This window comes from Pseudomonas sp. NFACC41-3 (assembly GCF_900109505.1).
Classification (GTDB): domain Bacteria; phylum Pseudomonadota; class Gammaproteobacteria; order Pseudomonadales; family Pseudomonadaceae; genus Aquipseudomonas; species Aquipseudomonas chlororaphis.
This window is the reverse complement of sequence record NZ_FOAE01000003.1, coordinates 217,630-242,950: the sequence shown is the minus strand read 5'-3', so window position 1 is coordinate 242,950 and position 25,321 is coordinate 217,630. Positions and strand designations below refer to the sequence as shown.

The window sequence follows — 25,321 nt, the reverse complement described above, 5'->3', positions numbered from 1 at the left end:
CAACAAATGCTGACGATCTACTCGGACGATCACCACCTGCACCACGGCCGCTGCGAACTGATCGACGGGCAACTGATGCCCTGCTTCGAAATGCCGTCGCGCGCCGACCACGTGCTGGACCGCGTGAAGTATCGCAACCTGGGTCCGGTCGAGGCGCCCAGGGACTTCGGCCTGGGGCCGATCGAACGCATCCACAGCCGCGCCTATCTGGACTTCTTCAAGGGCGCCTGGGAGCGCTGGGCGGCCCAGGGCATCGACGGCGACCTGCTGCCCTACACCTGGCCGGCGCGCACCCTGCGCAGCGTGATCCCCACCAGCCTGCACGGCCAGCTCGGCTACTACAGCTTCGACGGCGGCGCGCCGATCACCGCCGGCACCTGGCAGGCGGCCTACAGCGCCGCGCAAGTCGCCCTGACCGCCCAGGCGGTAATCCAGCGCGGCGCGCGCAGTGCCTTCGCCCTGTGCCGTCCGCCGGGACACCACGCCGCTGGCGACCTGATGGGCGGCTACTGCTACCTGAACAACGCGGCCATCGCCGCCCAGGCGTTCCTCGACCAGGGCCACAAGAAGGTCGCGATCCTCGACGTCGACTACCACCATGGCAACGGCACCCAGTCGATTTTCTATGAGCGCAGCGACGTGCTGTTCACCTCGATCCACGGCCACCCGGAAGCCGAATTCCCGTTCTTCCTGGGTTATGCGGACGAGCTCGGCGAAGGTGCCGGCGAGGGCTTCAACTTCAACTACCCGCTGCCCGCCGGCAGCGGCTGGGACAGCTGGAGCGCGGCGCTGGAACAGGCCTGCGAGGAAATCCGCCGTTATGGCGCCGACATAGTGGTGGTATCGCTGGGCGTGGACACCTTCAAGGACGACCCGATCTCACAGTTCAAGCTCGACAGCCCGGACTACCTGGCCATGGGGCAACGCATTGCCGCCCTGGGCACGCCGACGCTGTTCGTCATGGAAGGCGGCTACGCGGTGGAAGAGATCGGCATCAATGCCGTCAACGTTCTCGAAGGCTTTCAAAACGCCCAGTGAAGGAAACCCGCCACATGAACAGGCTCAAAAGCTACCTCTTGCCCGCGCTCTGCGCGGTGCTGCTGGGCGGTGCCGCACAGGCTGAAGAGCGCACCCTGCGCGTCTACAACTGGTTCGACTACATCACCCCCAAGGCCCTGGAAGACTTCAAGGCCGAGAACAGCCAGGTCAAGCTGATCTACGACATCTTCGACACCAACGAGGCGCTGGAGGCCAAGCTGCTGACCGGCAACTCCGGCTACGACGTGGTGGTGCCGTCCAACGTGTTCCTCGCCAAGCAGATCGAAGCCGGGGTGTTCCAGCCGCTGGACCGCAGCAAGCTGCCGAACTGGAACCATCTCGATCCCAAGCTGATGCAGCTGATCGAGGCCAACGACCCGGGCAACCAATTTGCCGTGCCCTACATGTACGGCACCATCCTGATCGGCTTCAACCCAGCCAAGGTCAAGGCCGCCCTCGGCGAGAACGCGCCGGTGGACAGCTGGGACCTGATCTTCAAGGAAGAGAACATCAGCAAGCTCAAGCAGTGCGGCGTGGCCCTGCTCGACTCGCCGTCGGAGATCCTGCCGCTGGCCCTGCAGCACCTGGGCCTGGACCCCAACAGCAAGCAGCCGGCGGACTACGCCAAGGCCGAAGCACTGCTGCTGAAGATCCGCCCCTACGTCACCTACTTCCACTCGTCCAAGTACATGGCCGACATCGCCAATGGCGACATCTGCGTGGCGGTGGGGTATTCCGGCAGCTTCTCCCAGGCCGCCAACCGCGCCAAGGAAGCCAAGAACGGTGTGGTGGTAGACATGCGCCTGCCCAAGGAAGGGGCGCCGATCTGGTTCGACATGCTGGCGATTCCCAAAGGTGCGAAGAACCCGGACGACGCCTACACCTTCATCAACTACCTGCTGCAACCCAAGGTGATCGCCCCGGTCAGCGACTTCGTCGGCTACCCGAACCCGAACAAGGACGCCACCGAGCAGGTCGATCCGTCGATCCGCAACAACCCCAACCTGTACCCGACCGACGCGGCGATGAGCACGCTGTACACCTTGCGGCCGCTACCACGGGACGCGGAACGGGCGCGGACCCGGGCCTGGACCAAGATCAAGGCCGGGACCTGATTACCCGGCGTCCGTAGGAGCGGCCGCTCGAACGCTCGATTGCCCGTGGCTGGCAGAGCGCCGCTGCGCGGCTTTCGCGAGCAAGCTTCGCTCCTACGGAGGAATGCGTGCTTCTGTAGGAGCGAAGCTTGCTCGCGATGAACGATAACGCGGTGCAACCGATACACCGCGGCGTCCCTATCGCGGGCGAGTCGGATCGCCGCCCTCTCGCTCCTACAGAAGATGTTTCAACACCCCGTCAGCCCTTGCGGCTGACGCTCCTCGGCAAAGAACCACGGCCGCAGGCGCACGCCCACGCCGTTGCCGATAAAGGCCGCCACCAGCCACAGCCAGCCGTGCAGGCTGCCGGAGGCGATGCCGCTGAAATAGGCGCCGATGTTACAGCCGTAGGCCAGGCGCGAACCGTAGCCCAGCAGCAAACCACCGATCACCGCCGCCACCAGCGAGCGCGGGGGAATCTTCAGGCTTGGCGCAAAACGTCCGGCCAGGCCCGCCGCCAGCAAGGCGCCGAAGACGATGCCGATATCCATCACGCTGGTGATGTCCTGCCACACCGGCGCGGCCAGGGCCTTGGCGTTCGCCGCGCCCTGCCAGAACACCCAGCTGCCGACATCCACCCCCAGCCCGCTGGCGACCTTGGCGCCCCACAGGGCAAACGCCGAGGTGATGCCCCAGGGCCGTCCGGCCAGGGCCAGGGTAGCGAAGTTCAACAAGGCCAGGGCGACCGCGCCCCACACCAGCGGCCAGGGCCCGCGCAGCAGGCGGCGCCAGCCCTGGTGCGCGCTGTCGACCGGCGCTTCCAGCGTGCCGTGGCGGCTCTTCTCCAGGCGTACCGTAACCAGGGCGATCAAGGCGAACAGACCGAGGCTGAGCCCCAATGCCGGCGCCACGCCGAAGCGCTGCACGATGGACACCGGCGGCAGCGACGGCAAGGCGAACCACCAGTCCACATGGTGCGTGGCGATCAGCGAACCGCAGATGAAAAACAGCAGGGTCACCAGCATCCGCGCGTTGCCGCCACCCACGGTGAACAGCGTGCCGGACGCGCAACCGCCGCCCAGCTGCATGCCGATGCCGAAGATGAACGCACCGACAATCACCGAGACGCCGGCCGGCGCCACCAGCCCCGTGACCGGCGAACCGAACAGGCTGCCCGCGCCCAGGGCCGGGAAGAACAGCAGCACCGCCAGCGCCAGCATGACCATCTGCGCCCGCAGGCCGGCGCCGCGACGATCGCGGATAAACACCCGCCAGGCCGAAGTGAAACCGAAGGCCGCGTGATACAGGGTCAGGCCCAGGGCCGCGCCCAGCAGCAACAGCCACACCTGGCGCGAGCCGACCTGGGCCTGCAGGAATACAGCGCCGGCCAGCAGCACGATCAAAGCGAACAAGGGCGCACCGAACTTGCGTTCGGGCGCCGCGGAAAGAGTCAGGCTCATAAGGGTTCTCGATAAAGACAATGGCCGCGAGTATAGCCATCACACGCCCCAGGCCCGACGCAGCCGCTCCAGGGCGCAGGCGATAGCGGCTTCGGGCACCGCGGCAAAGCCCAGTACCAGCCCGGCGCGCCGGTCCTGCGGCAGCGGCGAATCCGGCAGCCAGTAGTGGCTCAGGCCATTGATCTCCACATCCACGGCCGCGGCCTGCGCCACCAGTTCGCGCTCCCGGGCCAGGCTGTCCACCGGGATCGTCAGGTGCAGGCCCGCCGCCACGTTCGGCACCTTGCCCACCCCGGGGATATCCACAGGCCAGCCAGCCAGCAAGGCATTGCGCCGGCTCAAGGCGGCGCGGCGCATGCGCCGGATATGCCGCTGAAAATGCCCGGCGGCCATGAATTCGGCCATCACTGCCTGGGTGCTGACCTCGGAATGGCGCACATCCAGCGCCCGGCGCTGGGCGAAGGGTTGCACCAGCGCCGGCGGCAACACCAGGTAACCCAGGCGCAAGGCCGGGAACGCGACCTTGCCGAAGGTGCCGACGTACAGCACCCGGCCCTGCCGGTCCAGGGCCGCCAAGGGTGCCAGCGGCGCCCCGCTGTAGCGGTACTCGCCGTCATAGTCGTCCTCGACGATCCAGCCATTGCTGCGCTCGGCCCAGGCCAGCAGTTCCAGGCGCCGGGCCAGGCTCAGGGTGACCCCGGTGGGGTACTGATGGGACGGCGTGACATAGGCCAGCCGGCAATCGCTCAGGGCCGCCAGCGCCCCGCAGTCGAAGCCCTCGTTATCCACCGCCACCCCGTGCAGGCGCGCGCCGGCAATCGCGAAGGCATGCCCCGCCGCCCGATAGCCGGGGTTTTCCACAGCCACGCCGTCGCCAGGGTTCACCAGCAACTGTGCACAAAGGCTTATGCCCTGTTGTGCACCGCTGGTGATCACAATTTGTTCAGCGCTGCATTGCATGCCGCGCGAACTGCGCAGGTAGGCCGCGATCAATCCGCGCAGGCGCTCCTCGCCGGCCGAATCGCCATAACACAGCTGGCCCAGATCCGGTTTGCGCCAGAAAGCCGCATTCAGCTTGGCCCAGACCTCGAACGGAAACAGATCGAAGGCCGGAATCCCCACCCGAAAAGCCCGTGGCGGACCGCTTTGCGGAGTCGCCAGATGATGCTGTTCGACCCTTTGCAAAGCCTCGCTGTGGATAACTTTACTGGATGTAATCCCAGGTAAAACCGGGGATTTTGTGGATAACCCTGTGGGTAAGCCTGGTGATAACCCTGTGGATACTTTTGTGGGTAAATTTTTTGCGGCCTTTTTGATCGGCAGCCGGCTCTCGGGCAATTGCGCCACATAGGTGCCGTCGCCCACCCGCCCTTCGATAAAACCTTCGGCGTACAGCTGGTCGTAGGCGCGCACCACGCTGTTGCGGGAAATCTCCAGGGCCGCCGCCAGGTCGCGGCTGGCCGGCAGCCGAGTGCCGCTGGCCAGCCGGCCGTCCAGCACCCGCTGGCGCAGCGCCTGGTACAGCTGGCGGCTGAGCCCCTGGCCGCGGTCCAGCTCGATACCGGCGGGGTTGAAGGAAAGCGGCAATGTCGGGCTGTTCATGGACTCCCTCCGGCCGGCTGAATGGACCCGCCAATGGACCTATAAAAATGACTGAAGATGGCTCTTACAACAGACCAATAGCCTGCCTAGGATGCAGCCATTCGCCAAGGATATTTTTCCATGTACCTACCCCGCGCTTTCGCCGAAGAAGACCTGCCCACCCTGCACCAGCTGATCGGGGAAACCCGCCTTGCCACCCTGGTGACCTACGGGGAGCGCGGCCTGCAGGCCAACCACCTGCCGCTGTCGTTCGCCCCGGACCAGGGCCCGTACGGCACCCTCTACGGCCACCTGGCCAGGGCCAACCCGCAATGGCAGGAACTGGCCAACGGCGCCGAGGCGCTGCTGATCTTCCAGGGCGCCGAAGCCTACGTCAGCCCGTCGCTGTACCCGAGCAAGGCCGAGCACGGCAAAGTGGTGCCGACCTGGAACTACGTGAGCGTGCATGCCTACGGCGTGGCCGAGGTGTTCCACGATCCGCAGCGCATCCGCGAAGTGGTCAGCGCCCTGACCGACCAGCATGAAGCCGGCCGCGCCAGCCCCTGGAAATTCGAGGACGCTCCCGCCGAGTTCATGGACAGCATGCTGCGCGCCATCGTCGGCTTCGCTCTGCCGATCCAGCGCCTGGAGGGCAAGCGCAAACTCAGCCAGAACCGCACCGCCGCCGACATCGCCGGCGTACGCGAAGGGTTGGCCACCAGCGCCGATCCCCATGACCAGAGCATTTCCCAACTGATGCGCCAGGAGCAGCCATGAGCCAGATCCGAATTCGTCCCGTCACCGCCGCTGACCACGCAGCCTGGCTGCCGCTGTGGCAGGCCTACCTGCGTTTCTACGAGACCGAGCTGGCCGACGCGGTCACCCGCAGCACCTGGCAGCGCTTCCTCGATCCCGCCGAACCGACCCACGCTGCCCTGGCCTGGGACGGCGAGCAGGCGGTGGGCATGGTGCATTTCATCTACCATCGCTCCAACTGGAGCATCGAGAACTCCTGCTACCTGCAGGACTTGCTGGTGGTCCCGGAGCAACGCGGCACCGGCGTCGGTCGCCAACTGATCGAATTCGTCTACGCCACCGCCAAGGCCGACGGCTGCTGCAAGGTCCACTGGCTGACCCACGAAACCAACGCCACCGCCATCCAGCTCTACGAGCGGATCGCCGAACGCCCGGGTTTCATTCAATTTCGCAAAGCCCTTTAAGCGTTCAAGGAGATTCCTATGCCAACCTCACTCGCCGATTGGAAAGGCGTACCGCCGCCGTCGACCACCCTGCTCGAAGGGCGCTTCATCCGCCTGGAAAAACTCGACCCGGCGCGCCACGCCGACGACCTGTGGCACGCCTTCCAGGGCCCGGGCGCCGACCCCAAACTGTGGGATTACCTGCCCTACGGGCCCTTTACCGAGCGCAGCGCTTTCAATGACTGGCTGAACAACCACGCGGCCAACAGCGACCCGTATTTCTTCAGCGTGGTCGACCGGGCCAGCGGCCAGGTGCAGGGCCTGCTCAGCCTGATGTCGATCGTCCCGGCCCAGGGCCGCATCGAGATCGGCCACGTCACCTTCGGCGCGCCCATGCAACGCTCGCCCAAGAGCACGGAGGCGGTGTACCTGCTGGCCAAGGAAGCCTTCGCCCTCGGTTATCGCCGCCTGGAGTGGAAATGCAACAACGCCAACGCCCGTTCGCGTTATGCGGCCGAGCGCCTGGGTTTCAGTTTCGAAGGGGTGTTCCGCCAGCACATGGTGGTCAAGGGCCAGAACCGCGATACCGCCTGGTATTCGATCCTCGATTCCGAGTGGCCGAAGGTCGGCGCCGGGTTCGAGCGCTGGTTGAGCGAGGACAACCAGAGCGGCTCGGGGCAGTTGAAAGGGTTGGCGGAGTGCCGAGGGTAAGCCGGTGTAGCCTGCGATAGGCCCCCAGGCTCTCCGGCGGTCGCTGGATCCCCGCGAGCGTGCCGCTCGATCGCAGCCTTCGGCAGCGGCTACATAGAGCATCGAGCGTCGCCGGGATATCAAGGAGTCGCCCGGTTTAGGCCAGCTGCTGCGCCAGCACCGCAATGTGCTCCGGCCCGATACCGCAGCAACCGCCCAGGTGGCTGGCGCCGCGTTGCCGCCAGTCGGCCGCCCATTGCAGGTAACCCGGCGGATCGAGGTCGTCGCGCAGCGGGTCGAGGCCATCGTTGGCCGTGGCTTCTTTCGGTTGCGGCGGGAAGGCGTTGGCGTAGGCGCCGATATGGATCTTCACCCCCAGCCGCTCGAAGGTTGCCCGCGCCGCGTCGATCGCCGCGCCTATCACTTCCGGCTGGCTGCAATTGAACAATAGGGTTTCCACCCCCAGCTCCGCGGCCACCGCCGCCGCGTCCGCCACCGGCTCGCCGGAGCGCAGGCGTGGCACCTGGTCTGGGTTCTCATCGTGCAAGGTGAACGATAGCCAGAAGGGTTTGCCGTCCTTGGGCAGGCCGGCATGGATCGCCCGCGCCTCGACCGTGGAGCTCTGGGTTTCCGCCAGCCACAGGTCGACATGCGGGGCCAGGCCGTTGACCAGCGGCGCCAGCAACTCGGCGGCGCGATCGGCCTCGAACAGGTCCGGGCGATAGGAGCCGAACAGCGGCGGCAACGAACCGGCGACCCGCACCGGTTTGCCGGAAGCCTGTACCGCGCGCCGCGCCAGTTCGCCGGCCAAGGCCGCCAGCGCCTGGCCTTTGGCGGCAAAACGCGCTTCGCCGATGTGGAACGGCACCACCGCGTAGCTGTTGCTGGTGATGACGTTGGCACCGCTCTCGATATAAGCCGCATGCACCGCTTCCACTGCCTGCGGTGCTTCGCTCAGGGCCAGCGCCGACCACTCGGGCTGCCTGAAGGGCGCCCCGCGGCGTTGCAGTTCACGACCCATGCCGCCATCCAGAATTACCCTGCTTTCTGCGCCCATATGCTTTTTTCTCATATGCTTATGAAAATAACTCACTACCTGAGTCGTTCTTATAACTATTTAATACGCACCGTTCAGTTAATAACAACCTTTTTTCTGCCCGGGATTCCAATGAAATTCAAACCGCTGCTGGCCCTGGGCCTGACGATTCTCGCTGCCTCCAGCCAGGCTTTTGCCGGCGCCACCCTGGACCGTATCGAACAGAAAAAAGAGTTGGTCGGCGTGCTGATGGAAAGCTACCCGCCCTTCTCCTTCCTCAACGATCAGAACCAGCTCGATGGCTTCGACGTCGACGTGGCCAAGGCCGTGGCCGACAAACTGGGGGTGAAGCTGCGCCTGGAAACGCCGTCCTGGGACGTGATCTCCGCCGGCCGCTGGAGCGGGCGCTACGACATCTGCATCTGCTCCATGACCCCGAGCAAGGCCCGCGCCGAAGTCTTCGACTTTCCGGTGCAGTACTACGCCTCGCCGGCGGTGATCGTGGTCAATGCCAAGGACCAGCGCATCCACGGCGCCAAGGACCTGAGCGACAAGAAGGTCGGCCTGACCAGCGCGTCCAGCTACGAGAGCTACCTGAACAAGAACCTGGTGATCGAAGGCGCTGAAGACACCCGGTTGCAGTACCCGTTCGACAACGTGCAGATCGCCCCGTACGACACCGACAACGTGGCCTTCCAGGACCTCGGCCTGGGCGCTGGCGTACGCCTGGATGCGATCCTCACCAACCTGGTAACGGCCCAGCCGCGCCTGGCCCAGGACCCGCGCTTCAAGCTCGCCGGCGAGCCGCTGTACGCCGAACCCAACTCGGTGGCCATCGAGAAAGGCGACGCCCAGTGGCATGCCAAGGTCCGTGAAGTGTTCGCCCAGCTGAAGCAGGACGGCACCCTGAGCAAGCTCTCACAGAAATGGATCGGCGCCGACATCAGCCAATGACTTCTCTTTCGCAACCGCCCCGGCCACCGCAAGCGCTGGCCGGGCCACGGGTCAAACGCCTCTTCGGTTTCCGCGCCCGCCTGTACCTGACCTGGGCGGTGCTGTTCGGCCTGTTCGCCAGTTTCTTCCTGAGCTTCGACCTGAAGTTCTCGATCATCCTCGACAAGCTGCCCAACCTGCTCGGCATCACCCTGGCCCCCAACGGGTTTCTGCAAGGCGCGGCGCTGACCCTGTTCCTCTGCCTCTGCTCGATCGTGCTGTCGTCGCTGCTGGGCTTCGTCACCGCGCTGGCCCGGTTATCGAAAAGCGCCGTGGCCTTTGGCATCGCCAGCTTCTACGCCTCGTTCTTTCGCGGCACGCCGCTGCTGATCCAGATCCTGCTGATCTACCTCGGCCTGCCGCAACTGGGCGTGGTGCCGGGCGCCATTGCCGCGGGGATCATCGCCCTGTCGCTGAACTACGGCGCCTACCTCAGCGAGATCTTCCGCGCCGGCATCCTCGGCGTGCCCCACGGCCAACGCCAGGCGGCCCTGGCCCTGGGCATGAGTGACAGCGTGATCTTCTGGCAGGTGACCCTGCCCCAGGCCATGCGCACCATCATCCCGCCGGCCACCAACCAGTTCATCTCGATGCTCAAGGACTCGTCGCTGATCTCGGTGATGGGCGTCTGGGAAGTGATGTTCCTGGCCCAGTCCTACGGCCGCTCCAGCTACCGCTACATCGAAATGCTCAGCACCGCGGCGATCATCTACTGGCTGCTGTCGATCGGCCTGGAACTGATCCAGGCGCGGATGGAAAGGCATTACGGCAAGGCCTACGCCAAGCGCGACTGAGGCTCAGTGGGGTGCCGAGGGCTCGGGCGTACCCGGGCCCTTTTCCAGGCGCTCGAGATCATTGAGCAGCGAGCGGGCGCGACTGGTTTTCTGCACGACCAGCACCCCCATCTGCAAACCGAAGGGCTTGAACACCGCATTCAACGACTTGAGGGTCGGGTTGCCGTCACCATGTTCGATATGGATCAGGGTGCGCAGGGAAATCCGGCACATCCTGGCGAACTGGCTCTGATGCAGCCCCGTGACTTCGCTGCGCAGGCGCCTGACCGCATCGCCAAGTGGCAAGCGGCCGGCCGCCAGCTCCTGCTGGATGTTGTCGATCAGCGCGCCGCGTTCTTCTAGGGTCGTACTCATCGCAGTCCCCACTCCTGCAGGCGTCGGTCCAAGTGGCGCAAGTGAATGCGCGGATGATTCAGGGTGGCGTCGGGCAAGCCGCTGGCATGCAACAGGTCCGGCAAGGCCCGCAGCCGTTCGGCATCCTCCCGCAGGCGCGTCAGGGCGGCTTCGGGGTCGAGCAGCGGCTTCAGGCTCGCGCATACCAGGCGCCAGTCCACGTCACCCGCCACTTCCATGCGCCCGGGCCATTTGATGGTCCGGGTAATGCCCTCATCGTCCATGACCGTGGGTGCCAGATCGTAGATCGGCGCCAGTTGCACCCGACTGTCGGTGCGGATGATCGAAAGATTGCGTCCATGGTTGTCCGAGTTGCCGAGGATCTTGTTGAGCAGGTCCCGGCGCAGGTAATCCGCCACCAGTTCGGGGATCGCCGATTCCTGGCCCGTGGCTCGCCACAGTTCGGCGAGGATCCCCAGCACCTCGGTGTGCCGCATGCCCTGGCCATGGCCCACCAGCCCCGCCAGGGAATAGATCGACTCCACCGCCAGGCGCTCCACCCCCGTCGGCGTTACCCGACGGTCGAAGCGCTGCATCCACAGGCTGGGCCTGGGTCCTTCTTCCAGGGCCAGGCCCTCGGCCGGCAGCGTATCGATGCCCAACTGTTGCAGCGCCCGGTAATAGTGGAATTCGCTCCTGAGGATGTCGCCGTCATTCTGCGTGGCCGGGTTGCGGGGAAACTTCACCCACCAGTGGCACGCCGCCGAGGCGTCGTCGAGCAGCGCATCGGGGTACAGCAGGCCCTCGCGATTTTGAGCCAGCAGCAGCTTGGGCGCTTCGCCGCCGATGCTCGCCGTACCGCCGAACGCCGCGCCCTGCTCGTGGGCGTACTCGAGAAAGCGATTATCGAGGGCGATCACCTGGTCCCGGGAAAACCCCAGCGCCGGACGCCTGCGCAACCCCGCCAGCGACTCCTTGATCCGCAGGTTGCCGATGGGCGCCGCGGTGGACCGACTCAAGAGGAACAACTCGACGCCCATGCCGTCCGGCCGCTCGTGGCCAATCTGGTGCAGCAGGAAGCGCCCGGTCGCTGCCGCCGGGGCAAGGTCATAGAGAAAGGCCGGGGCTCGTTCTTCCCGCCACGATTCCCAGCCCAATGGGATCTGTGCACTGACCGACCTGGCCAGCGGGCTGGCGACGGCCTCCAGGTTATCCACCAGGTACTGCTGGACATAACCAAAACGGCAGGGGCTGGCGAAGCCCTCTTCGGGCCTGTCGAAGGTCAGGGTCATGGCGTCGCTCCATACCCCTGCGCAGTAGAGCTGCAAAGTCAGCCGAAGCACTTTGTTACCTGCATTTTAGTACACTTTAAATGAGCCATAAGGCAATCAAGTGCATTGTAATGCAGATATATAAAATTCAGAACGAAATAAGTGCATTAAAATACATTCACATGATGCTCGCTCCAGCCTGGAAATATCCCTCAGCCGCCTGTAGCGGCACGCGCATCGCTCCCCGCCGCCCCCGGGCAACAGGCAAAAAAAAGGGAGGCCGTAGCCCCCCCGAGGTAAACAGTTACCGATGAAGGATTGAAAATCAGCCTTCGATCTCGATCAGGATTTCGCCCGGATTGACCCGGTCGCCCTTGGCCACGTGGATGGCGGTGACCTTGCCGGCGATGGCCGCCTGGACTTCGGTTTCCATCTTCATGGCTTCGGTGATCAGCACCGCCTGGCCGGCCTTGACGGTGTCGCCTTCCTTGACCAGCACGTCGACGATGTTGCCCGGCATGGTGGTGCTGACGTGGCCCGGCGCGCTGGCCTGCTTGCGCTTGCTGCTGCCACCGCCGACGAACTCGTTGAGCGGCTCGAACACCACTTCTTCCGGCATGCCGTCGATGGACAGGTAGAAGTGGCGCTTGCCTTCGGCCTTCACGCCGACGCCGGTGATGTCGACGCGGTAGGTCTCGCCGTGCACGTCGATGACGAACTCGGTCGGTACGCCTTCGCCGCCGGCCGAGCTCACGCCGCCCGCCTCCGGAATCGGCAGCAGCACTTCCGGGGTCAGGGTGCCGGCTTCGCGCTCTTCGAGGAACTTGCGCCCGATGTCCGGGAACATGGCGTAGGTCAGCACGTCTTCTTCGGATTTGGCCAGGGCGCCGATGTCATTGCGCAGCTTGGTCATTTCCGGCTTCAGCAGGTCGGCCGGGCGCACGTCGATCACTTCTTCGCTGCCGATGGCCTGGCGCCGCAGCTTCTCGTCCACCTCGCCCGGTGCCTTGCCGTAGCCGCCTTGCAGGTACAGCTTCACTTCGTTGGTGATGGTCTTGTAGCGCTCGCCGGCCAGCACGTTGAAGAACGCCTGGGTGCCGACGATCTGCGAAGTCGGGGTCACCAGCGGCGGGTAGCCGAGGTCGTGACGCACCCGCGGGATCTCCGCCAGCACTTCGTTCATGCGGTTCAGGGCGCCCTGCTCCTTGAGCTGGTTGGCCAGGTTGGAAATCATCCCGCCCGGCACCTGGTTGACCTGCACCCGGGTGTCGACCGCGGTGAATTCGCTTTCGAACTGATGGTACTTCTTGCGCACGGCATAGAAGTACAGGCCGATCTCCTGCAGCAGTTCCAGGTCCAGGCCGGTGTCGAATTCGCTGCCTTTAAGGGCGGCGACCATCGACTCGGTGCCCGGGTGGCTGGTGCCCCAGGCGAAGCTGGAGATCGCGGTGTCGATATGGTCGGCGCCGTTCTCGATAGCCTTGAGCTGGCACATCGCGGCCAGACCGGCGGTGTCGTGGGAGTGGACGAACACCGGCAGCGATTGCTCGGCCTTCAGCGCCTTGACCAGTTCGCCAGTGGCGTAAGGGGTCAGCAGGCCGGCCATGTCCTTGATCGCCACGGAGTCGCAACCCATGGATTCCATCTGCTTGGCCTGGGCCACGAACGCCTCGATGGTGTGCACCGGGCTGGTGGTGTAGGCAATGGTGCCCTGGGCGTGCTTGCCGGCGGCTTTCACCGCTTCGATGGCCACCCGCAGGTTACGCACGTCGTTCATGGCGTCGAAGATGCGGAACACGTCTATGCCGTTGACCGCCGCCTTGGCGACGAAGGCCTTGACCACGTCGTCGCTGTAATGGCGGTAGCCCAGCAGGTTCTGCCCGCGCAGGAGCATTTGCAGGCGGGTGTTGGGCAGCGCGGCGCGCAGTTTGCGCAGACGCTCCCACGGGTCTTCCTTGAGGAAGCGCACGCAGGCGTCGAAGGTCGCGCCGCCCCAGACTTCCAGCGACCAGTAGCCGACTTTGTCGAGCTTGTCGCAGATCGGCAGCATGTCTTCGGTGCGCATGCGGGTCGCCAGCAGCGATTGGTGGGCGTCGCGCAGGATGGTGTCGGTAACGAAAATCTTCTTGCTCATTGTTCTTTTCCTCACAGGCCTGCGTGGGCGGCGATGGCGGCGGCGATGGCCAGGGCCAGCTCTTCGGGTTTGCGCTTGATCGAGTAGTTGGTCAGCTCAGGGTGGCTTTCCACAAAACTGGTGTTGAACTGGCCGCTACGGAATTCCGGGTTACGCAGGATTTCCTGGTAATAGGCGGCAGTGGTCTTGACCCCTTGCAGACGCATGTCGTCCAGGGCGCGCAAGCCACGGTCCATCGCTTCTTCCCAGGTCAGGGCCCAGACCACCAGCTTCAGGCACATGGAGTCGTAGAACGGCGGAATGGTGTAGCCGGTGTAGATCGCCGTGTCGGTCCGCACGCCGGGGCCGCCGGGCGCGTAGTAACGGGTGATCTTGCCGAAGCTCGGCAGGAAGTTGTTCTTCGGGTCTTCGGCGTTGATCCGGAACTGCAGGGCGAAACCACGGTGGTGGATGTCTTCCTGCTTCACCGACAGCGGCAGGCCGGAAGCGATGCGGATCTGCTCGCGAACGATGTCGATGCCGGTGATTTCTTCGGTGATGGTGTGTTCCACCTGCACCCGGGTGTTCATCTCCATGAAGTACACCTCGCCGTCGGCGAGCAGGAACTCCACGGTACCGGCGTTCTCGTAGCCCACGGCCTTGGCCGCGCGCACCGACAGGTCGCCGATGTAGGCGCGCTGTTCCGGGGTCAGTTGCGGGCTGGGGGCGATCTCGATCAGCTTCTGGTTGCGGCGCTGGATCGAGCAGTCGCGCTCGAACAGGTGCACCACGTTGCCAAAGCTGTCGCCGAGGATCTGCGCCTCGATGTGCTTGGGATTGACGATGCACTTTTCCAGGAACACTTCGGCGGAACCGAACGCCTTGGTCGCCTCGGAAATCACCCGTGGAAACGCCTGTTCCAGTTCGTCGCGGCTGTTGCAGCGGCGAATGCCGCGGCCGCCGCCGCCGGAAGTGGCCTTGAGCATCACCGGGTAACCGATGCGATCGCCTTCGCTCAGGGCTTCATGGATATCGGCGACGTTGCCTTCAGTGCCTGGGGTGACCGGCACGCCTGCCTTGATCATGCTGCGGCGGGCTTCGGTCTTGTCGCCCATGCGGCGAATCACTTCAGCCGATGGGCCGATGAATTTGATCCCTCGTTCGGCGCAGATGTCCGCCAGCTCGGCGTTTTCCGAAAGGAAGCCGTAGCCGGGGTGCAGCGCGTCGCAGCCGGTTTCCACGGCCAGATTCACCAGCTTGCGTGGGTTCAGGTAGCCGGCCAGGGGTTCGGCACCGATGCTGTGGGCTTCATCCGCGCGTTTCACATGCAGGGCATGGCGATCGGCGTCGGAGAAGATCGCGACCGAGCGAATGCCCATCTCGGCGCAGGCACGCACGATTCGTACGGCAATCTCACCACGGTTGGCGATCAGGATCTTTTTTATCACTTGGAGGTACCCTTGAGCCGTTGGAACAAAAGACCCGCTAGACCGGGTCGGCGCGTGACCAAATGTTTCAAGCCAGTCGCAGGCCCACACTATTCCTGTCGATGAATTAACAAAAATCAATAATTATTGGGTCGCTCATAAGCAAAGACTTATAGTTGATCCGACAGCCCTCGGCGCGAGACCTTAGATAATGCGTAAGTCCTTGATGCGTATGACATTACGCCAATTGCAGATTTTCAATGAGGTCTGCGATCTGCGCTCCTACAGCCGGGCGGCCGACGAAATGTCCCTGACCCAACCCGCCGTCAGCCTGCAGATTCGCCAGCTGGAGGAGCTGATCGGCCAGCCCCTGTTCGATTACGTCGGCAAGAAGCTCTATATGACCGAGGCCGCCGAGGCGCTGCAGCGGGCCAGCCGCGACATCTTCGGGCGCCTGGAAAACCTCGACATGCAACTGTCGGACATGCAGGGCTCCTTGCAGGGCCAGTTGAAACTGGCGGTGGAATCCAGCGCCAAGTACTTCGTGCCGCACCTGTTCGCCGCCTTCAAGCGCCAGCACCCGGAGGTCAACCTACAACTGACGGTGGTCAATCGGGGCCAGGTGATCCGCCGCCTCTCGGACAACCGCGACGACCTGGTGATCATGTCCATGGTCCCGCAGGACATGGGCCTGGAATTCCTGCCGTTCCTCAATAACCCGATCGTCGCCGTGGCGCCGCCCGACCATCCGCTGTGCCACCTCGGGCCGCTGCGCCTGCAGGACCTGGAACCCTACAACCTGCTGGTGCGCGAACAGGGTTCGGGCACGCGCCTGGCCTGCGAGGAGTATTTCAAGGAAAAACGCGTGCACTTCACCCAGACCCTGGAAGTGTCGTCGGCCGAGGCTCAGCGCGAGTGTGTGCTGGCGGGTCTGGGCGTGGCGCTGTTGACGCGCCACGCCCTGAACCTTGAGTTGGCGACCGGGGGACTCGTCGAGTTGCCGGTCGAAGAGCTGCCGTTGTATCGCAGCTGGTGCCTGGTGCAGGCCAAGGCAAAACGCCTGTCACCGGTAGCGCATGCGTTCCTGGGGTTTATCCGCAGCGAACGGGTGCAGATCAGCGGGCTTGTTGAACGTTTTGACGGGAAGCTGCCGAGGCTGCCTGCCAGTAATTGACGGCGTCCAGCTCTGGGTAGTCATTGATTTCCTGCTGCAGACGGCGCAGCTCACAGCGATGTTCGATCGCGCGGCGAAATTCCATGCGGCGCTGGTCTTCCTGTTGACGACGGGTCTTGACTGCGCTGCTGCTCTCTTCGTAAGGCCGGGCCATTTCGAGTCTCCCAATGCGAGTACGGGAGCTTCAAGATGCGCCACCTCGATGACAGTTGTACGTCACTGGGGTAACAGAACGATGAAGCTTGCGGCGCTCGATGGACGGCTGCCCGGCAATGCTCAACGGACCTGCTGCGAGTCATGCCGGTAACGATCCGGGCTCAAGGCCTTCAAGATGACTTTCTTCTGGGCATCCGACAACTCATGATACGAACGCAAGTGCGGGTTCAGCCGAAAGTACAGCTTGAGGCCACCGAACAGTGTTTGCGCGTACAGGATTTCATCCCGCAAGACTTCATAAGGCGTCGCGGTATGCATACTCAGCACCGAGCGCCCCCGGTCCTTGCCCTTGATCGCCTTGCAGATCAGCTTCCTGAACTGAGCTTCATCGCTTTTTGGCGCCAACAACTGAAAAAACACCCCCATAAACCCGTTGAGCTTTTTCAAGGGGTTGCAAAGTCTCTCTAGGGGAATTCGCAGCTCGAACATATCGATGTTGAACTCCCTGATTGAGAAAAATACCGCCCGCACCGGAGCTGGCCAGTCAGGCTGCGGACGCCACTGGGTGAAAACCGTAGGCAGCGCCACACGCAGTTCATTGACCTGTAGCTCCGATTCGATCCTGTAGTTGATCAGCGGGTTCTGGTATCCGTGTGGCAAAGGCTTTTCCTGCATCACCTCCAAGGCAATGGCATAGGACGCGGCATAGAACACCACATGCCCCAGCTGTTGTTTTTCCGAGTACGACAAGACCTTCCTGTATAGCTCCAGGGACTGGGCCGTCTCGCCCGCCTCCAGCGCCATGAGAGCACGGAGTTGCAGCGCAAAGGGCTCGAACAGCTGGTAATCCGGATGCTGCTCCAGCACAGAGAACGCCTGCTTGATCGCTGCGGGATCCCGGGGCTCTTCCTCGGTAGCCAGGACAAGTTGCTCCAGAGGCTCGAACTCCCCCACTGATCTGGCGGCGATTTGCTGTGAAAAATTAGTGAATATGTGCTCAAGGTGAGGATTCTCACTGGCATCCGGCAGACGGGAAGCAATGAAACCATCGAACAGCCTGATATGCGCAGCCAGCAGTCGATCCGGTTCCCGGCGCCCACAGACAGCATCGTAATGATGACGAAAACACTCTATTAGGGTGGCCTTCGAGCCCATCCGGGCGGCGCTGTACATCGCCGAAAAACGACTGAGCGCGGTCGCTGCCATATAAGCGCAACGAATGGTGTCTAACAGCTCCTGCTGTTTTGTTGCAGTCAACTTGCTGGATGAAATCTCCACTCTGAGGCCTTCGAGTTCGGTATTTATCGTGGAGATTTTCTTATGAGATCTATCGCTGACCTTATCCAGGGCATAGAAAAAATCCGGGGGCTCTACGGTTTTTGGAACCAGGCTTTTTACGTAGCTCTTTACCGAGGAGGCCTGCATATCGGTGGTCTCGTGGCTGACCAGCAGCGCCTCGAAATGATGAAGAGTCGTTCGAGCAGAGAACTTGCCTTTCAAGCGATGCACAAGTACGGCCAGCTGCGGCAGGGCCCAGCTATCCAGGAACTGGGCTATTCCAACCTCATGACTCTGGTAAGTGATGATCGGGCGTGATCTCAATATCGAGAAAACATGCTCGTATTGCCCCAGGTAACTCTCGAGCGCATCAGCAAGCGCCTTGTCTTCATCCGTCAGGTACCTGAGCAAATCCTGCAGCAATCCCTGCTTCACTCCATTTGACTCCCTGAAGAACAGCTTCTGTTTGCTCTCATAGGACCTGAGCCCGGAAAAGCCATCGGCAACAGCGGTGACCAAGCCCGCTCCCTGACACAACACCTCGAAGACCCTCGAGAACGGTGGAATCCTGACCATCGACTGTTCCTCCTTGAAAAATGGACATCGCCTCCTCGTATTTCCGGTGAACCGGAAAACGCCCGCTCCCTATTATGACCGTCGCAACACCCTGCTGGACAAACCAATCCCTATTCCCTTTTGGAGAGCACTACCATGGCCACACCTGAACATGAAAAAGCCCCCGGCGAGGCACCTACCGGACAACCCACGACTTTCAGCCTGGGGAAAGGCCACGCCCTGGCCGCCCTCAGCGCCAATCAAGACCTGGAGCCGGCTCCTGAAGCGCCTGCCGCCCCCGATGAGATCGACGAAACCATGGATGAGATCGTCGAGCAGCAGGATCTCCTGGAAAGGATCCATGCCAACCTGAGCGAAAAACAGCGGCGCATCGATGACCTGTCGGACGATGACACCTGCTACGAAGGCTATGGCGAGGAACTGGTACGGCTTGAGGAAGCCAGCGAGCAATTGCTGGCTGCGCAGAGGCTGCTGGACTTCAAGCCGGACAACGCGGCCCTGAGCCGGGCGCGCTGCCTCAGCGAAGACGCGGCGGGCACCCTGATGGAAGTGAAGCCGGACGACCTCGATGACCAGGATCAGGACGACGCCGCGCTGCCCTAGCCCGGATGATCACCCAGGCGCTGCCGGCAGCTCAGTCGTCGAGCGCCTTCACCGACTTGGGCGACAGGCGCAGGCTGCGAAGGCTGCGCTTGACGCTCTTGAGGTGGTTGACCAGGCTCGGGCCGCGGGCCATGGCCACGCCCATCGCCAGCACGTCGATCACCACCAGGTGGGCGATACGCGAGGTCAGCGGGGTGTAGATCTCGGTGTCTTCGTGCACATCGATCGCCAGGTTGACCGTCGACAGCTCGGCCAGCGGCGTCTGGCTCGGGCACAGGGTAATCAGCGAGGCGCCGCTTTCACGCACCAGGTTGGCGGTGATCAGCAGGTCCTTGGAACGCCCGGACTGGGAAATGCAGATCGCCACGTCGGTGGGCTTGAGGGTCACCGCCGACATCGCCTGCATATGCGGGTCGGAATAGGCCGCCGCGGTCAGCAGCAGGCGGAAGAATTTGTGCTGGGCGTCCGCCGCCACCGCGCCCGAGGCGCCGAAGCCGTAGAACTCCACGCGCTGGGCCTGGGACATGAGGGTCACAGCCCGTTGCAACTCCACTGGATCGAGCTTCTCGCGAACCTCCATCAGGGTGTGCAGGGTGGTGTCGAAGATTTTCAGGCTGTAGTCGGCGACCGAGTCGTCTTCATGAATCGCGAACTGGCCGAAGCTCGCCCCGGCGGCCAGGCTCTGGGCCAGCTTGAGCTTCAGGTCCTGGAATCCCGAGCAGCCGATGGCGCGGCAGAAGCGCACGATGGTCGGCTCGCTGATACCCACGCTGTGGGCCAGGTCGGCCATGGAACTGTGCATCACAGCCGCAGGGTCGAGCAGCACATGATCGGCGACCTTGAGCTCCGACTTGCGCAAGAGATGGCGTGATTGGGCAATGTGCTGCAACAGATTCAAAGGGCTGGACTCATTGTTATGGGGCAGACGCCCAAGGATGTAGCAATTTTGTAGTTATACTACATGAATTCGCTTTTTGCCTGCTCAATGCGTAACTGAATCACCTTTGCGCCCCACTGTTTTTAGCCTTGCCTGCTCTTTGTAGCTGCTGGAGCCGGGCAGCCGGTATTCGTAAAAACTTCAGATATTCCTGGCCTTTTGCGGCCGCTGCGCAGCCGATCGCAGCCTGCGGCAGCGGCTACAGGGCCTCGGCCCGCAATAGCGCCGCAAGCCCCTCGGCTTCCACCGGCCGGCTGATCAGGTAGCCCTGCACCTCATCGCATTTCTGCTCCTTGAGAAATGCCAGCTGCCCCGGATGCTCCACCCCTTCGGCTACCACCTTCAGCGACAGCCCGTGGGCCATGGCGATGATCGCCCGGGTGATCGCCGCGTCGGCGCCGCCTTCGCTCAGGCCGCGGATGAACGCCTGGTCGATCTTCACGTAGTCCACCGGAATCCGCTTGAGGTAGCTCAGCGAGGAATAACCGGTGCCGAAGTCGTCGATGGCCAGCTTCACCCCCAGGTCACGCAGTTGCTGGAAGGTGGAAACGATGTGTTCGACGCTGTCGAGCAGATGGCTTTCGGTCAGCTCCAGCTCGAGGAAATGCGGCGCCAGCCCGGTCTCTTCCAGCACGCTGCGCACCTGGCTGACCAGCTTGCCCTGGCGCAGTTGATGCACCGACAGGTTCACCGAGACCCGAATCGCCGGCAGCCCCTGGCGCTGCCACTCACAGGCTTGCCAGCAGGCCTGGCGCAAGACGAATTCGCCGATCGGGCCGATCAACCCGATCTCTTCCGCCAGGCCGATAAAGTCTCCCGGCGGTACCCGCCCCAGCTCGGGATGATCCCAGCGCACCAGGGCTTCGGCGGCGTTCAGGCGGCCGGTGGCGAGGCACAGTTTCGGCTGGTAGAACACCTTCAGTTGGCGCTCCTCGACCGCCTTGCGCAGCTGGTTCTCCAGCTGCAGGCGCTCCAGGGTGCTGGCTTGCAGGCTGGCGGTGAAGAACTGGAAGTTGTTGCCGCCCAGGTGCTTGGCGTGTTGCATGGCGATGTTCGACTGGCTGATCAGCGCCGGAATTTCCCGCGCGCTGTCAGGCAACATGCTGATGCCCATGGAAGCGCTGACCACCAGCTCATGGCCTTCCACGGTGATCGGCAAGCGCAGCTTCGCCGACAAGCGGGTGGCCACCCGGGTCAGGCTCGACAGGCTGCCGTAGGCATCGAACAGCACCGCGAACTCATCGCCGGACAAGCGGGCAATGGTGTCGGCTTCCGGCAGCGCGTTGACCAGCCGCCGCGCCATTTTCTGCAACAGCTGGTCGGCAATGTCGTGGCCCAGGCTGTCGTTGAGCAGCTTGAAACGGTCCAGGTTGATATGCACCAGGGCCAGGCTGCGGCCGCCCTGGCGCATCCGTTGGTGGGCTTCGCGCAAGCGTTCGCGAAACAGCGAACGGTTGGCCAGGCCGGTGAGTTCGTCGTAGTGGGTCAGGTAGCGCATGCGCTCTTCGGATTCGCGCCGCGCCGACAGATCGGCGAAGAAGCCCACAATATGGCTGACCTTTCCCCGCGTATCGCGCACCACGTTCAATTGCAGCCACTGCGGGTACAGCTCGCCGTTCTTGCGCGCCTCCACCAGTTCGCCCTGCCAGCTGCCGTGCTGTTCGAGGGCTTGATGAATCACCGGAAAGTGCCGCCGTGCGTCGCGGCTGCACGGCAGGTCGACCACATTGCGCCCGAGCATGTCCTCGATCTGGTAACCGGTAACCCGGCTGAACGCCTGATTGACCGCCAGCAGCACGTAATCGGGGTCGAGGATGACGATGCCCTCGCTGGCCGCCTCGAACACCATCGCCGCCAGGCGGCGCTGCTCTTCCTGTTGCTTGCTGGCGCTGATATCGCGCCGGGTGCCGACCATGCGCAGCACCCGCCCGCCTGGGCCGCGCTCCACAGCGCGGCCACGATCCTCGATCCAGACCCAGCGGCCATCGGCATGCCGCACGCGATATTCCACCAGGTAATCCTCGGTGCGCCCCTTCAGGTGCTCCACCAGCGCGCGCTTGAGCAGCGGCAGGTCCTCGGGGTGCAGCAGCGGCTTGAGGTGGCTGAGCATCGCCCGCACGAACTCCGGCTCCAGGCCGAACAGCTCCTTGATATGGCTGTGATGGACCTCGTCGGTCTGCAGGTTCCAGTCCCACAGCCCCAGCTGGCTGGCCTTGAGGGCCAGGGCCAGGCGCGCTTCGCTCTTGCTCAGGGCCTGGTTGGCCGCGTCCAGCTCGAGGCTGCGCTGGGCCACCCGGCTTTCCAGGCCGACCTGGGCCTCGCGCAATTGCTCTTCGGCGCGGCGGCGCTGCTCGATTTCCCGCAGCAGCTCGCTATTGAGCTGTTCGCTACGGCTCTGCGCCTGTTGCAGATGTTCGATCAGGGCCTGGTTCTGGAAACGCCGCAGCAAGCCCATCTGGATCAGGCGGTTGACCTGCCAGGCCACCACGCTCAGCGACACCAGCAGGATCAACCCCAGCCAGCCCCAGCCACGCTGCTGCTCGTCGCCACCCCAGAACAGGTAACCGATCGCCGGTAGCAAACAAGGCAAGGTAAAGGACAGGAAAGCCGGCAGGCTGACCGCGTAGGCCACGCTGGCCGAGAGGATCGCCGCGCCGATCAGGCCGAAGACCCAGGCCTGTTGCAGGAAATTGTCGGTGGGCATCAGGGCGATACCGGCGCAGGCCAGGGTCAGGCCGCTGACGGCGGAGCCGAGCAGGAACATGCGGCGCCAGACCGGCTGCGCCTGGCGGCTGGGAATCGCCGAGTCGAACGCTGCCACCTGGATCACCCGCAGGGCGACCAGGGCCAGCAACCAGACCATCCACACGCTGACCAGCCAATAACGCTCGGGGCTCCACAGCAACCAAGCGCAGACCAGGCCGTTGAGCAGCATGAACAGGGTGGGCAACAGGGAGCCCTGATAAAGCAGGCGCGTGCGCTCTACCGCCATCTCCATGGCGTATTGCTTGCGAATAACCCGAGGCTCCACGAAGGGTCCGGACGGGCCAGTGCTGAGTGTCATAGGCAGTGTTCTTATAATGATTGAGCCCGAAACGTCGCCGGAGCATACACAAGCAACCGTCCGGACCAAACTGCCTGGAATCATAAAATCGGCAAATCCGCGCGAGCGCCGATCCCTGCGAAATTCCTCCAGCCAAGCCCGGCCAACGGCTGCAGCCCGTGACCGACCGGTCGTCCCCGGCGTTCTTTTATCGGCTAAACCAAAGCTTGGTTTGCCCGGTGTGCGCCAGCCCCCTAGAATGCCCCGATGCGCGATGATCTCTCCCTTCTGCTGAACTCCCTCAACGATGCCCAACGCCAGGCCGTAGCCGCCTCCTTGGGTCGTCAGTTGGTCCTGGCCGGTGCTGGCTCCGGTAAAACCCGAGTGCTGGTGCACCGTATCGCCTGGTTGATCCAGGTCGAGAACGCCTCGCCCCACTCCATCCTGTCGGTGACCTTCACCAACAAGGCCGCTGCCGAGATGCGCCAGCGCATCGAGCAGTTGATGGGTATCAACCCGGCCGGCATGTGGGTCGGTACCTTCCACGGCCTGGCGCACCGCCTGCTGCGGGCGCACTGGCAAGAGGCCGGCCTGAGCCAGACCTTCCAGATCCTCGACAGCGACGACCAGCAACGCCTGGTCAAGCGGGTGATCCGCGACCTCGGCCTGGACGAGCAGCGCTGGCCGGCCCGGCAGGCCCAGTGGTTCATCAACGGGCAGAAGGACGAAGGCCTGCGCCCGCAACACATTCAAGCCAGCGGCGACCTGTTCCTGGCCACCATGCGCGGCATCTACGAAGCCTACGAGGCCGCCTGCCAGCGCGCCGGGGTCATCGACTTCTCCGAGCTGCTGCTGCGTGCCCTGGACCTGTGGCGCGACCACCCGGGCCTGCTGGCGCACTACCAGAAGCGTTTCCGCCACGTGCTGGTGGACGAATTCCAGGACACCAACGCCGTGCAGTACGCCTGGTTGCGCCTGCTGGCCAAGGGCGGTGACAGCCTGATGGTGGTGGGCGACGACGACCAGTCGATCTACGGCTGGCGCGGCGCGAAGATCGAGAACATCCACCAGTACTCCGAAGACTTCCCAGACACCGAAGTGATCCGCCTGGAGCAGAACTACCGCTCCACCGCCGGCATCCTCAAGGCCGCCAACGCCCTGATCGCCAATAACACCGGGCGCCTGGGCAAGGAGTTGTGGACCGACGGCGGCGAAGGCGAAGCGATCAACCTGTACGCCGCCTTCAACGAACACGATGAAGCGCGCTACGTGGTGGAAACCATCGAAAGCGCCCTGAAGACCGGCCTGGCCCGCAGCGATATCGCCATCCTCTATCGCTCCAACGCCCAGTCGCGGGTGCTGGAAGAGGCCTTGCTGCGCGAGCGCATTCCGTACCGCATCTACGGCGGCCAGCGCTTCTTCGAACGCGCCGAAATCAAGAACGCCATGGCCTACATGCGCCTGCTGGAAGGTCGCGGCAACGACGCGGCCCTGGAGCGGGTGATCAACGTGCCGACCCGCGGCATTGGCGAAAAGACCGTCGAAGCGATTCGCGAACACGCGCGCCACAGCCATGTGTCGATGTGGGAAGCGATGCGCCAGCTGGTGGCCAATAAAGGTGTGACCGGACGCGCCGCCGGCGCCCTGGGCGCCTTTATGGAGTTGATCGAGCACCTGGCGACCGTGACCGCCGAGATGCCATTGCACCTAATGACCCAGACCGTTATCGAGCAATCCGGCCTGATCGCCTACCACGAAGCGGAAAAAGGCGAGAAAGGCCAGGCCCGGGTAGAAAACCTCGAGGAACTGGTCAGCGCCGCGCGCAACTTCGAACATACCGAAGAAGACCAGGAACTGACGCCGCTGGCGGCCTTCCTCGGCCACGCTTCGCTGGAAGCCGGCGACACCCAGGCCGACGAGCACGAAGACAGCATCCAGCTGATGACCCTGCACAGCGCCAAGGGCCTGGAATTCCCTTACGTGTTCCTGGTGGGCATGGAAGAAGGCCTGTTCCCGCACAAGATGAGCCTGGAAGAACCCGGCCGCCTTGAAGAAGAACGCCGCCTGGCCTACGTCGGCATCACCCGGGCGATGCAGAACCTGGTGATGACCTACGCCGAAACCCGACGCCTGTACGGGAGCGAGACCTACAACAAGGTGTCGCGTTTCGTACGGGAAGTACCGAAGGGGCTGATCCAGGAAGTGCGCCTGTCCAACAGCGTCAGCCGTCCGTTCGGCGGCGGCCAGTCGCAGAGCACCAGCAGCCTGTTCGGCGGCAGCGAGATCCCGGACACCGGCCTCAGCCTCGGCCAGGCGGTGCGCCACTCGGTATTCGGCGACGGCGTGATCCTCAACTTCGAAGGTGCCGGCGCCCAGGCCCGGGTCCAGGTGAACTTCAGCGAAGGCAGCAAGTGGCTGATGCTCGGCTACGCCAAGCTCGAAGCCATCTGATGCCTTGACCTCCTTTGCCCCGCGGCATGGGGCGAAGTCGGGCTGACAGGCCACTGAACCTTTGCATCCGCCCA

At 63.7% G+C, this 25,321-nt stretch carries 20 protein-coding genes and 1 pseudogene; 10 read left to right on the top strand and 11 right to left on the bottom strand.

Annotation, left to right across the window (positions count from 1 at the left end):
- Positions 1 to 6: 6 nt before the first annotated feature.
- Together BMY68_RS15330 and BMY68_RS15325 are read left to right on the top strand one after the other, a co-directional pair.
- Positions 7 to 1,038: a histone deacetylase family protein gene (locus tag BMY68_RS15330; RefSeq protein ID WP_085532749.1), complete on the top strand. Its 1,032-nt coding sequence runs from the start codon at positions 7 to 9 to the stop codon at positions 1,036 to 1,038.
- Positions 1,039 to 1,052: 14 nt separating this feature from the next.
- Positions 1,053 to 2,153: a polyamine ABC transporter substrate-binding protein gene (locus tag BMY68_RS15325; protein ID WP_085532747.1), complete on the top strand. Its 1,101-nt coding sequence runs from the start codon at positions 1,053 to 1,055 to the stop codon at positions 2,151 to 2,153.
- Between the two features lie 227 nt (positions 2,154 to 2,380).
- Here BMY68_RS15325 and BMY68_RS15320 read toward each other — a convergent pair whose 3' ends face one another.
- Positions 2,381 to 3,592 (bottom strand): YeeE/YedE family protein, encoded by a 1,212-nt coding sequence (locus tag BMY68_RS15320; RefSeq protein ID WP_085532745.1) that lies wholly within the window; start codon positions 3,590 to 3,592, stop codon positions 2,381 to 2,383.
- A gap of 39 nt (positions 3,593 to 3,631) precedes the next feature.
- On the bottom strand, positions 3,632 to 5,194 hold the full coding sequence (locus BMY68_RS15315) for a MocR-like pyridoxine biosynthesis transcription factor PdxR (RefSeq protein ID WP_085532743.1): 1,563 nt from the start codon (positions 5,192 to 5,194) through the stop codon (positions 3,632 to 3,634).
- A gap of 120 nt (positions 5,195 to 5,314) precedes the next feature.
- Here BMY68_RS15315 and BMY68_RS15310 point away from each other — a divergent pair, with 120 nt between their 5' ends.
- The 3 genes from BMY68_RS15310 to BMY68_RS15300 are packed head-to-tail and all read left to right on the top strand — an operon-like array spanning position 5,315 to position 7,083.
- Complete coding sequence (locus BMY68_RS15310) at positions 5,315 to 5,950, top strand: FMN-binding negative transcriptional regulator (protein ID WP_085532741.1); 636 nt, start codon at positions 5,315 to 5,317, stop codon at positions 5,948 to 5,950.
- On the top strand, positions 5,947 to 6,393 hold the full coding sequence (locus BMY68_RS15305) for a GNAT family N-acetyltransferase (protein ID WP_085532739.1): 447 nt from the start codon (positions 5,947 to 5,949) through the stop codon (positions 6,391 to 6,393). Before BMY68_RS15310 ends, BMY68_RS15305 begins: the two co-directional genes overlap by 4 nt.
- A gap of 18 nt (positions 6,394 to 6,411) precedes the next feature.
- Complete coding sequence (locus tag BMY68_RS15300; protein ID WP_085532737.1) at positions 6,412 to 7,083, top strand: GNAT family N-acetyltransferase; 672 nt, start codon at positions 6,412 to 6,414, stop codon at positions 7,081 to 7,083.
- Between the two features lie 136 nt (positions 7,084 to 7,219).
- Here BMY68_RS15300 and BMY68_RS15295 read toward each other — a convergent pair whose 3' ends face one another.
- Entirely contained in the window at positions 7,220 to 8,119 is a 900-nt protein-coding gene (locus BMY68_RS15295; RefSeq protein ID WP_085532735.1) for a homocysteine S-methyltransferase family protein, read from the bottom strand.
- A 111-nt stretch (positions 8,120 to 8,230) separates the two neighbouring features.
- Between BMY68_RS15295 and BMY68_RS15290 the strand changes: the two genes are divergently transcribed.
- Together BMY68_RS15290 and BMY68_RS15285 are read left to right on the top strand one after the other, a co-directional pair.
- The gene (locus BMY68_RS15290) at positions 8,231 to 9,052 is read left to right on the top strand and encodes an ABC transporter substrate-binding protein (RefSeq protein ID WP_009041390.1); all 822 of its coding nucleotides are present in this window, start codon (positions 8,231 to 8,233) and stop codon (positions 9,050 to 9,052) included.
- Positions 9,049 to 9,885 (top strand): amino acid ABC transporter permease, encoded by an 837-nt coding sequence (locus BMY68_RS15285; RefSeq protein WP_085532733.1) that lies wholly within the window; start codon positions 9,049 to 9,051, stop codon positions 9,883 to 9,885. Before BMY68_RS15290 ends, BMY68_RS15285 begins: the two co-directional genes overlap by 4 nt.
- A 90-nt stretch (positions 9,886 to 9,975) precedes the next feature.
- On the opposite strand, the pseudogene BMY68_RS15280 reads toward BMY68_RS15285, so the two are convergent.
- From BMY68_RS15280 to BMY68_RS15265, 4 genes and pseudogenes are all read right to left on the bottom strand, one after another.
- Positions 9,976 to 10,239 (bottom strand): annotated as a pseudogene (locus tag BMY68_RS15280) (helix-turn-helix transcriptional regulator); the annotation flags it as partial.
- The gene (locus BMY68_RS15275) at positions 10,236 to 11,510 is read right to left on the bottom strand and encodes a type II toxin-antitoxin system HipA family toxin (protein WP_085532729.1); all 1,275 of its coding nucleotides are present in this window, start codon (positions 11,508 to 11,510) and stop codon (positions 10,236 to 10,238) included. The pseudogene BMY68_RS15280 and the gene BMY68_RS15275, both read right to left, overlap by 4 nt.
- Before the next feature lie 304 nt (positions 11,511 to 11,814).
- Positions 11,815 to 13,623, bottom strand: a complete 1,809-nt coding sequence (gene oadA / locus BMY68_RS15270; protein ID WP_009041393.1) for a sodium-extruding oxaloacetate decarboxylase subunit alpha — start codon at positions 13,621 to 13,623, stop codon at positions 11,815 to 11,817.
- Between the two features lie 11 nt (positions 13,624 to 13,634).
- On the bottom strand, positions 13,635 to 15,050 hold the full coding sequence (locus tag BMY68_RS15265; RefSeq protein WP_007927582.1) for an acetyl-CoA carboxylase biotin carboxylase subunit: 1,416 nt from the start codon (positions 15,048 to 15,050) through the stop codon (positions 13,635 to 13,637).
- Between the two features lie 190 nt (positions 15,051 to 15,240).
- Here BMY68_RS15265 and BMY68_RS15260 point away from each other — a divergent pair, with 190 nt between their 5' ends.
- Positions 15,241 to 16,203: a LysR family transcriptional regulator gene (locus BMY68_RS15260; RefSeq protein ID WP_028683627.1), complete on the top strand. Its 963-nt coding sequence runs from the start codon at positions 15,241 to 15,243 to the stop codon at positions 16,201 to 16,203.
- Here the strand turns inward: BMY68_RS15260 and BMY68_RS15255 are convergent.
- Positions 16,145 to 16,357 carry a PA3496 family putative envelope integrity protein gene (locus BMY68_RS15255; protein ID WP_007927592.1) on the bottom strand — a complete coding sequence of 71 codons (213 nt, stop codon included), beginning with the start codon at positions 16,355 to 16,357 and terminating at the stop codon, positions 16,145 to 16,147. The genes BMY68_RS15260 and BMY68_RS15255 overlap by 59 nt on opposite strands.
- A 122-nt stretch (positions 16,358 to 16,479) precedes the next feature.
- Positions 16,480 to 18,213, bottom strand: coding sequence for a hypothetical protein (locus BMY68_RS15250; RefSeq protein WP_085532728.1), 1,734 nt, complete (start codon positions 18,211 to 18,213; stop codon positions 16,480 to 16,482).
- A 135-nt stretch (positions 18,214 to 18,348) separates the two neighbouring features.
- Between BMY68_RS15250 and BMY68_RS15245 the strand changes: the two genes are divergently transcribed.
- Complete coding sequence (locus tag BMY68_RS15245; RefSeq protein WP_085532726.1) at positions 18,349 to 18,816, top strand: hypothetical protein; 468 nt, start codon at positions 18,349 to 18,351, stop codon at positions 18,814 to 18,816.
- Between the two features lie 31 nt (positions 18,817 to 18,847).
- Here the strand turns inward: BMY68_RS15245 and hexR are convergent, their stop codons facing one another.
- Together hexR and BMY68_RS15235 are read right to left on the bottom strand one after the other, a co-directional pair.
- Complete coding sequence (hexR, locus tag BMY68_RS15240; RefSeq protein ID WP_007927594.1) at positions 18,848 to 19,714, bottom strand: transcriptional regulator HexR; 867 nt, start codon at positions 19,712 to 19,714, stop codon at positions 18,848 to 18,850.
- Positions 19,715 to 19,952: 238 nt separating this feature from the next.
- Positions 19,953 to 22,817, bottom strand: coding sequence for a putative bifunctional diguanylate cyclase/phosphodiesterase (locus BMY68_RS15235; RefSeq protein WP_085532724.1), 2,865 nt, complete (start codon positions 22,815 to 22,817; stop codon positions 19,953 to 19,955).
- Between the two features lie 246 nt (positions 22,818 to 23,063).
- Between BMY68_RS15235 and uvrD the strand changes: the two genes are divergently transcribed.
- On the top strand, positions 23,064 to 25,247 hold the full coding sequence (gene uvrD / locus BMY68_RS15230; protein ID WP_009041397.1) for a DNA helicase II: 2,184 nt from the start codon (positions 23,064 to 23,066) through the stop codon (positions 25,245 to 25,247).
- Positions 25,248 to 25,321 lie beyond the last annotated feature (74 nt).

What these genes read in the sequence shown, in the direction of transcription:
- BMY68_RS15330 (WP_085532749.1), top strand. Translation starts at nt 7, where the DNA reads ATGCTGACGATCTACTCGGACGATCACCACCTGCACCACGGCCGCTGC.
- BMY68_RS15325 (WP_085532747.1), top strand. Translation starts at nt 1,053, where the DNA reads ATGAACAGGCTCAAAAGCTACCTCTTGCCCGCGCTCTGCGCGGTGCTG.
- BMY68_RS15320 (WP_085532745.1), bottom strand. Translation starts at nt 3,592, where the DNA reads ATGAGCCTGACTCTTTCCGCGGCGCCCGAACGCAAGTTCGGTGCGCCC.
- BMY68_RS15315 (WP_085532743.1), bottom strand. Translation starts at nt 5,194, where the DNA reads ATGAACAGCCCGACATTGCCGCTTTCCTTCAACCCCGCCGGTATCGAG.
- BMY68_RS15310 (WP_085532741.1), top strand. Translation starts at nt 5,315, where the DNA reads ATGTACCTACCCCGCGCTTTCGCCGAAGAAGACCTGCCCACCCTGCAC.
- BMY68_RS15305 (WP_085532739.1), top strand. Translation starts at nt 5,947, where the DNA reads ATGAGCCAGATCCGAATTCGTCCCGTCACCGCCGCTGACCACGCAGCC.
- BMY68_RS15300 (WP_085532737.1), top strand. Translation starts at nt 6,412, where the DNA reads ATGCCAACCTCACTCGCCGATTGGAAAGGCGTACCGCCGCCGTCGACC.
- BMY68_RS15295 (WP_085532735.1), bottom strand. Translation starts at nt 8,119, where the DNA reads ATGGGCGCAGAAAGCAGGGTAATTCTGGATGGCGGCATGGGTCGTGAA.
- BMY68_RS15290 (WP_009041390.1), top strand. Translation starts at nt 8,231, where the DNA reads ATGAAATTCAAACCGCTGCTGGCCCTGGGCCTGACGATTCTCGCTGCC.
- BMY68_RS15285 (WP_085532733.1), top strand. Translation starts at nt 9,049, where the DNA reads ATGACTTCTCTTTCGCAACCGCCCCGGCCACCGCAAGCGCTGGCCGGG.
- BMY68_RS15275 (WP_085532729.1), bottom strand. Translation starts at nt 11,510, where the DNA reads ATGACCCTGACCTTCGACAGGCCCGAAGAGGGCTTCGCCAGCCCCTGC.
- oadA (WP_009041393.1), bottom strand. Translation starts at nt 13,623, where the DNA reads ATGAGCAAGAAGATTTTCGTTACCGACACCATCCTGCGCGACGCCCAC.
- BMY68_RS15260 (WP_028683627.1), top strand. Translation starts at nt 15,241, where the DNA reads ATGCGTAAGTCCTTGATGCGTATGACATTACGCCAATTGCAGATTTTC.
- BMY68_RS15255 (WP_007927592.1), bottom strand. Translation starts at nt 16,357, where the DNA reads ATGGCCCGGCCTTACGAAGAGAGCAGCAGCGCAGTCAAGACCCGTCGT.
- BMY68_RS15250 (WP_085532728.1), bottom strand. Translation starts at nt 18,213, where the DNA reads ATGGTCAGGATTCCACCGTTCTCGAGGGTCTTCGAGGTGTTGTGTCAG.
- BMY68_RS15245 (WP_085532726.1), top strand. Translation starts at nt 18,349, where the DNA reads ATGGCCACACCTGAACATGAAAAAGCCCCCGGCGAGGCACCTACCGGA.
- BMY68_RS15235 (WP_085532724.1), bottom strand. Translation starts at nt 22,817, where the DNA reads ATGACACTCAGCACTGGCCCGTCCGGACCCTTCGTGGAGCCTCGGGTT.
- uvrD (WP_009041397.1), top strand. Translation starts at nt 23,064, where the DNA reads ATGCGCGATGATCTCTCCCTTCTGCTGAACTCCCTCAACGATGCCCAA.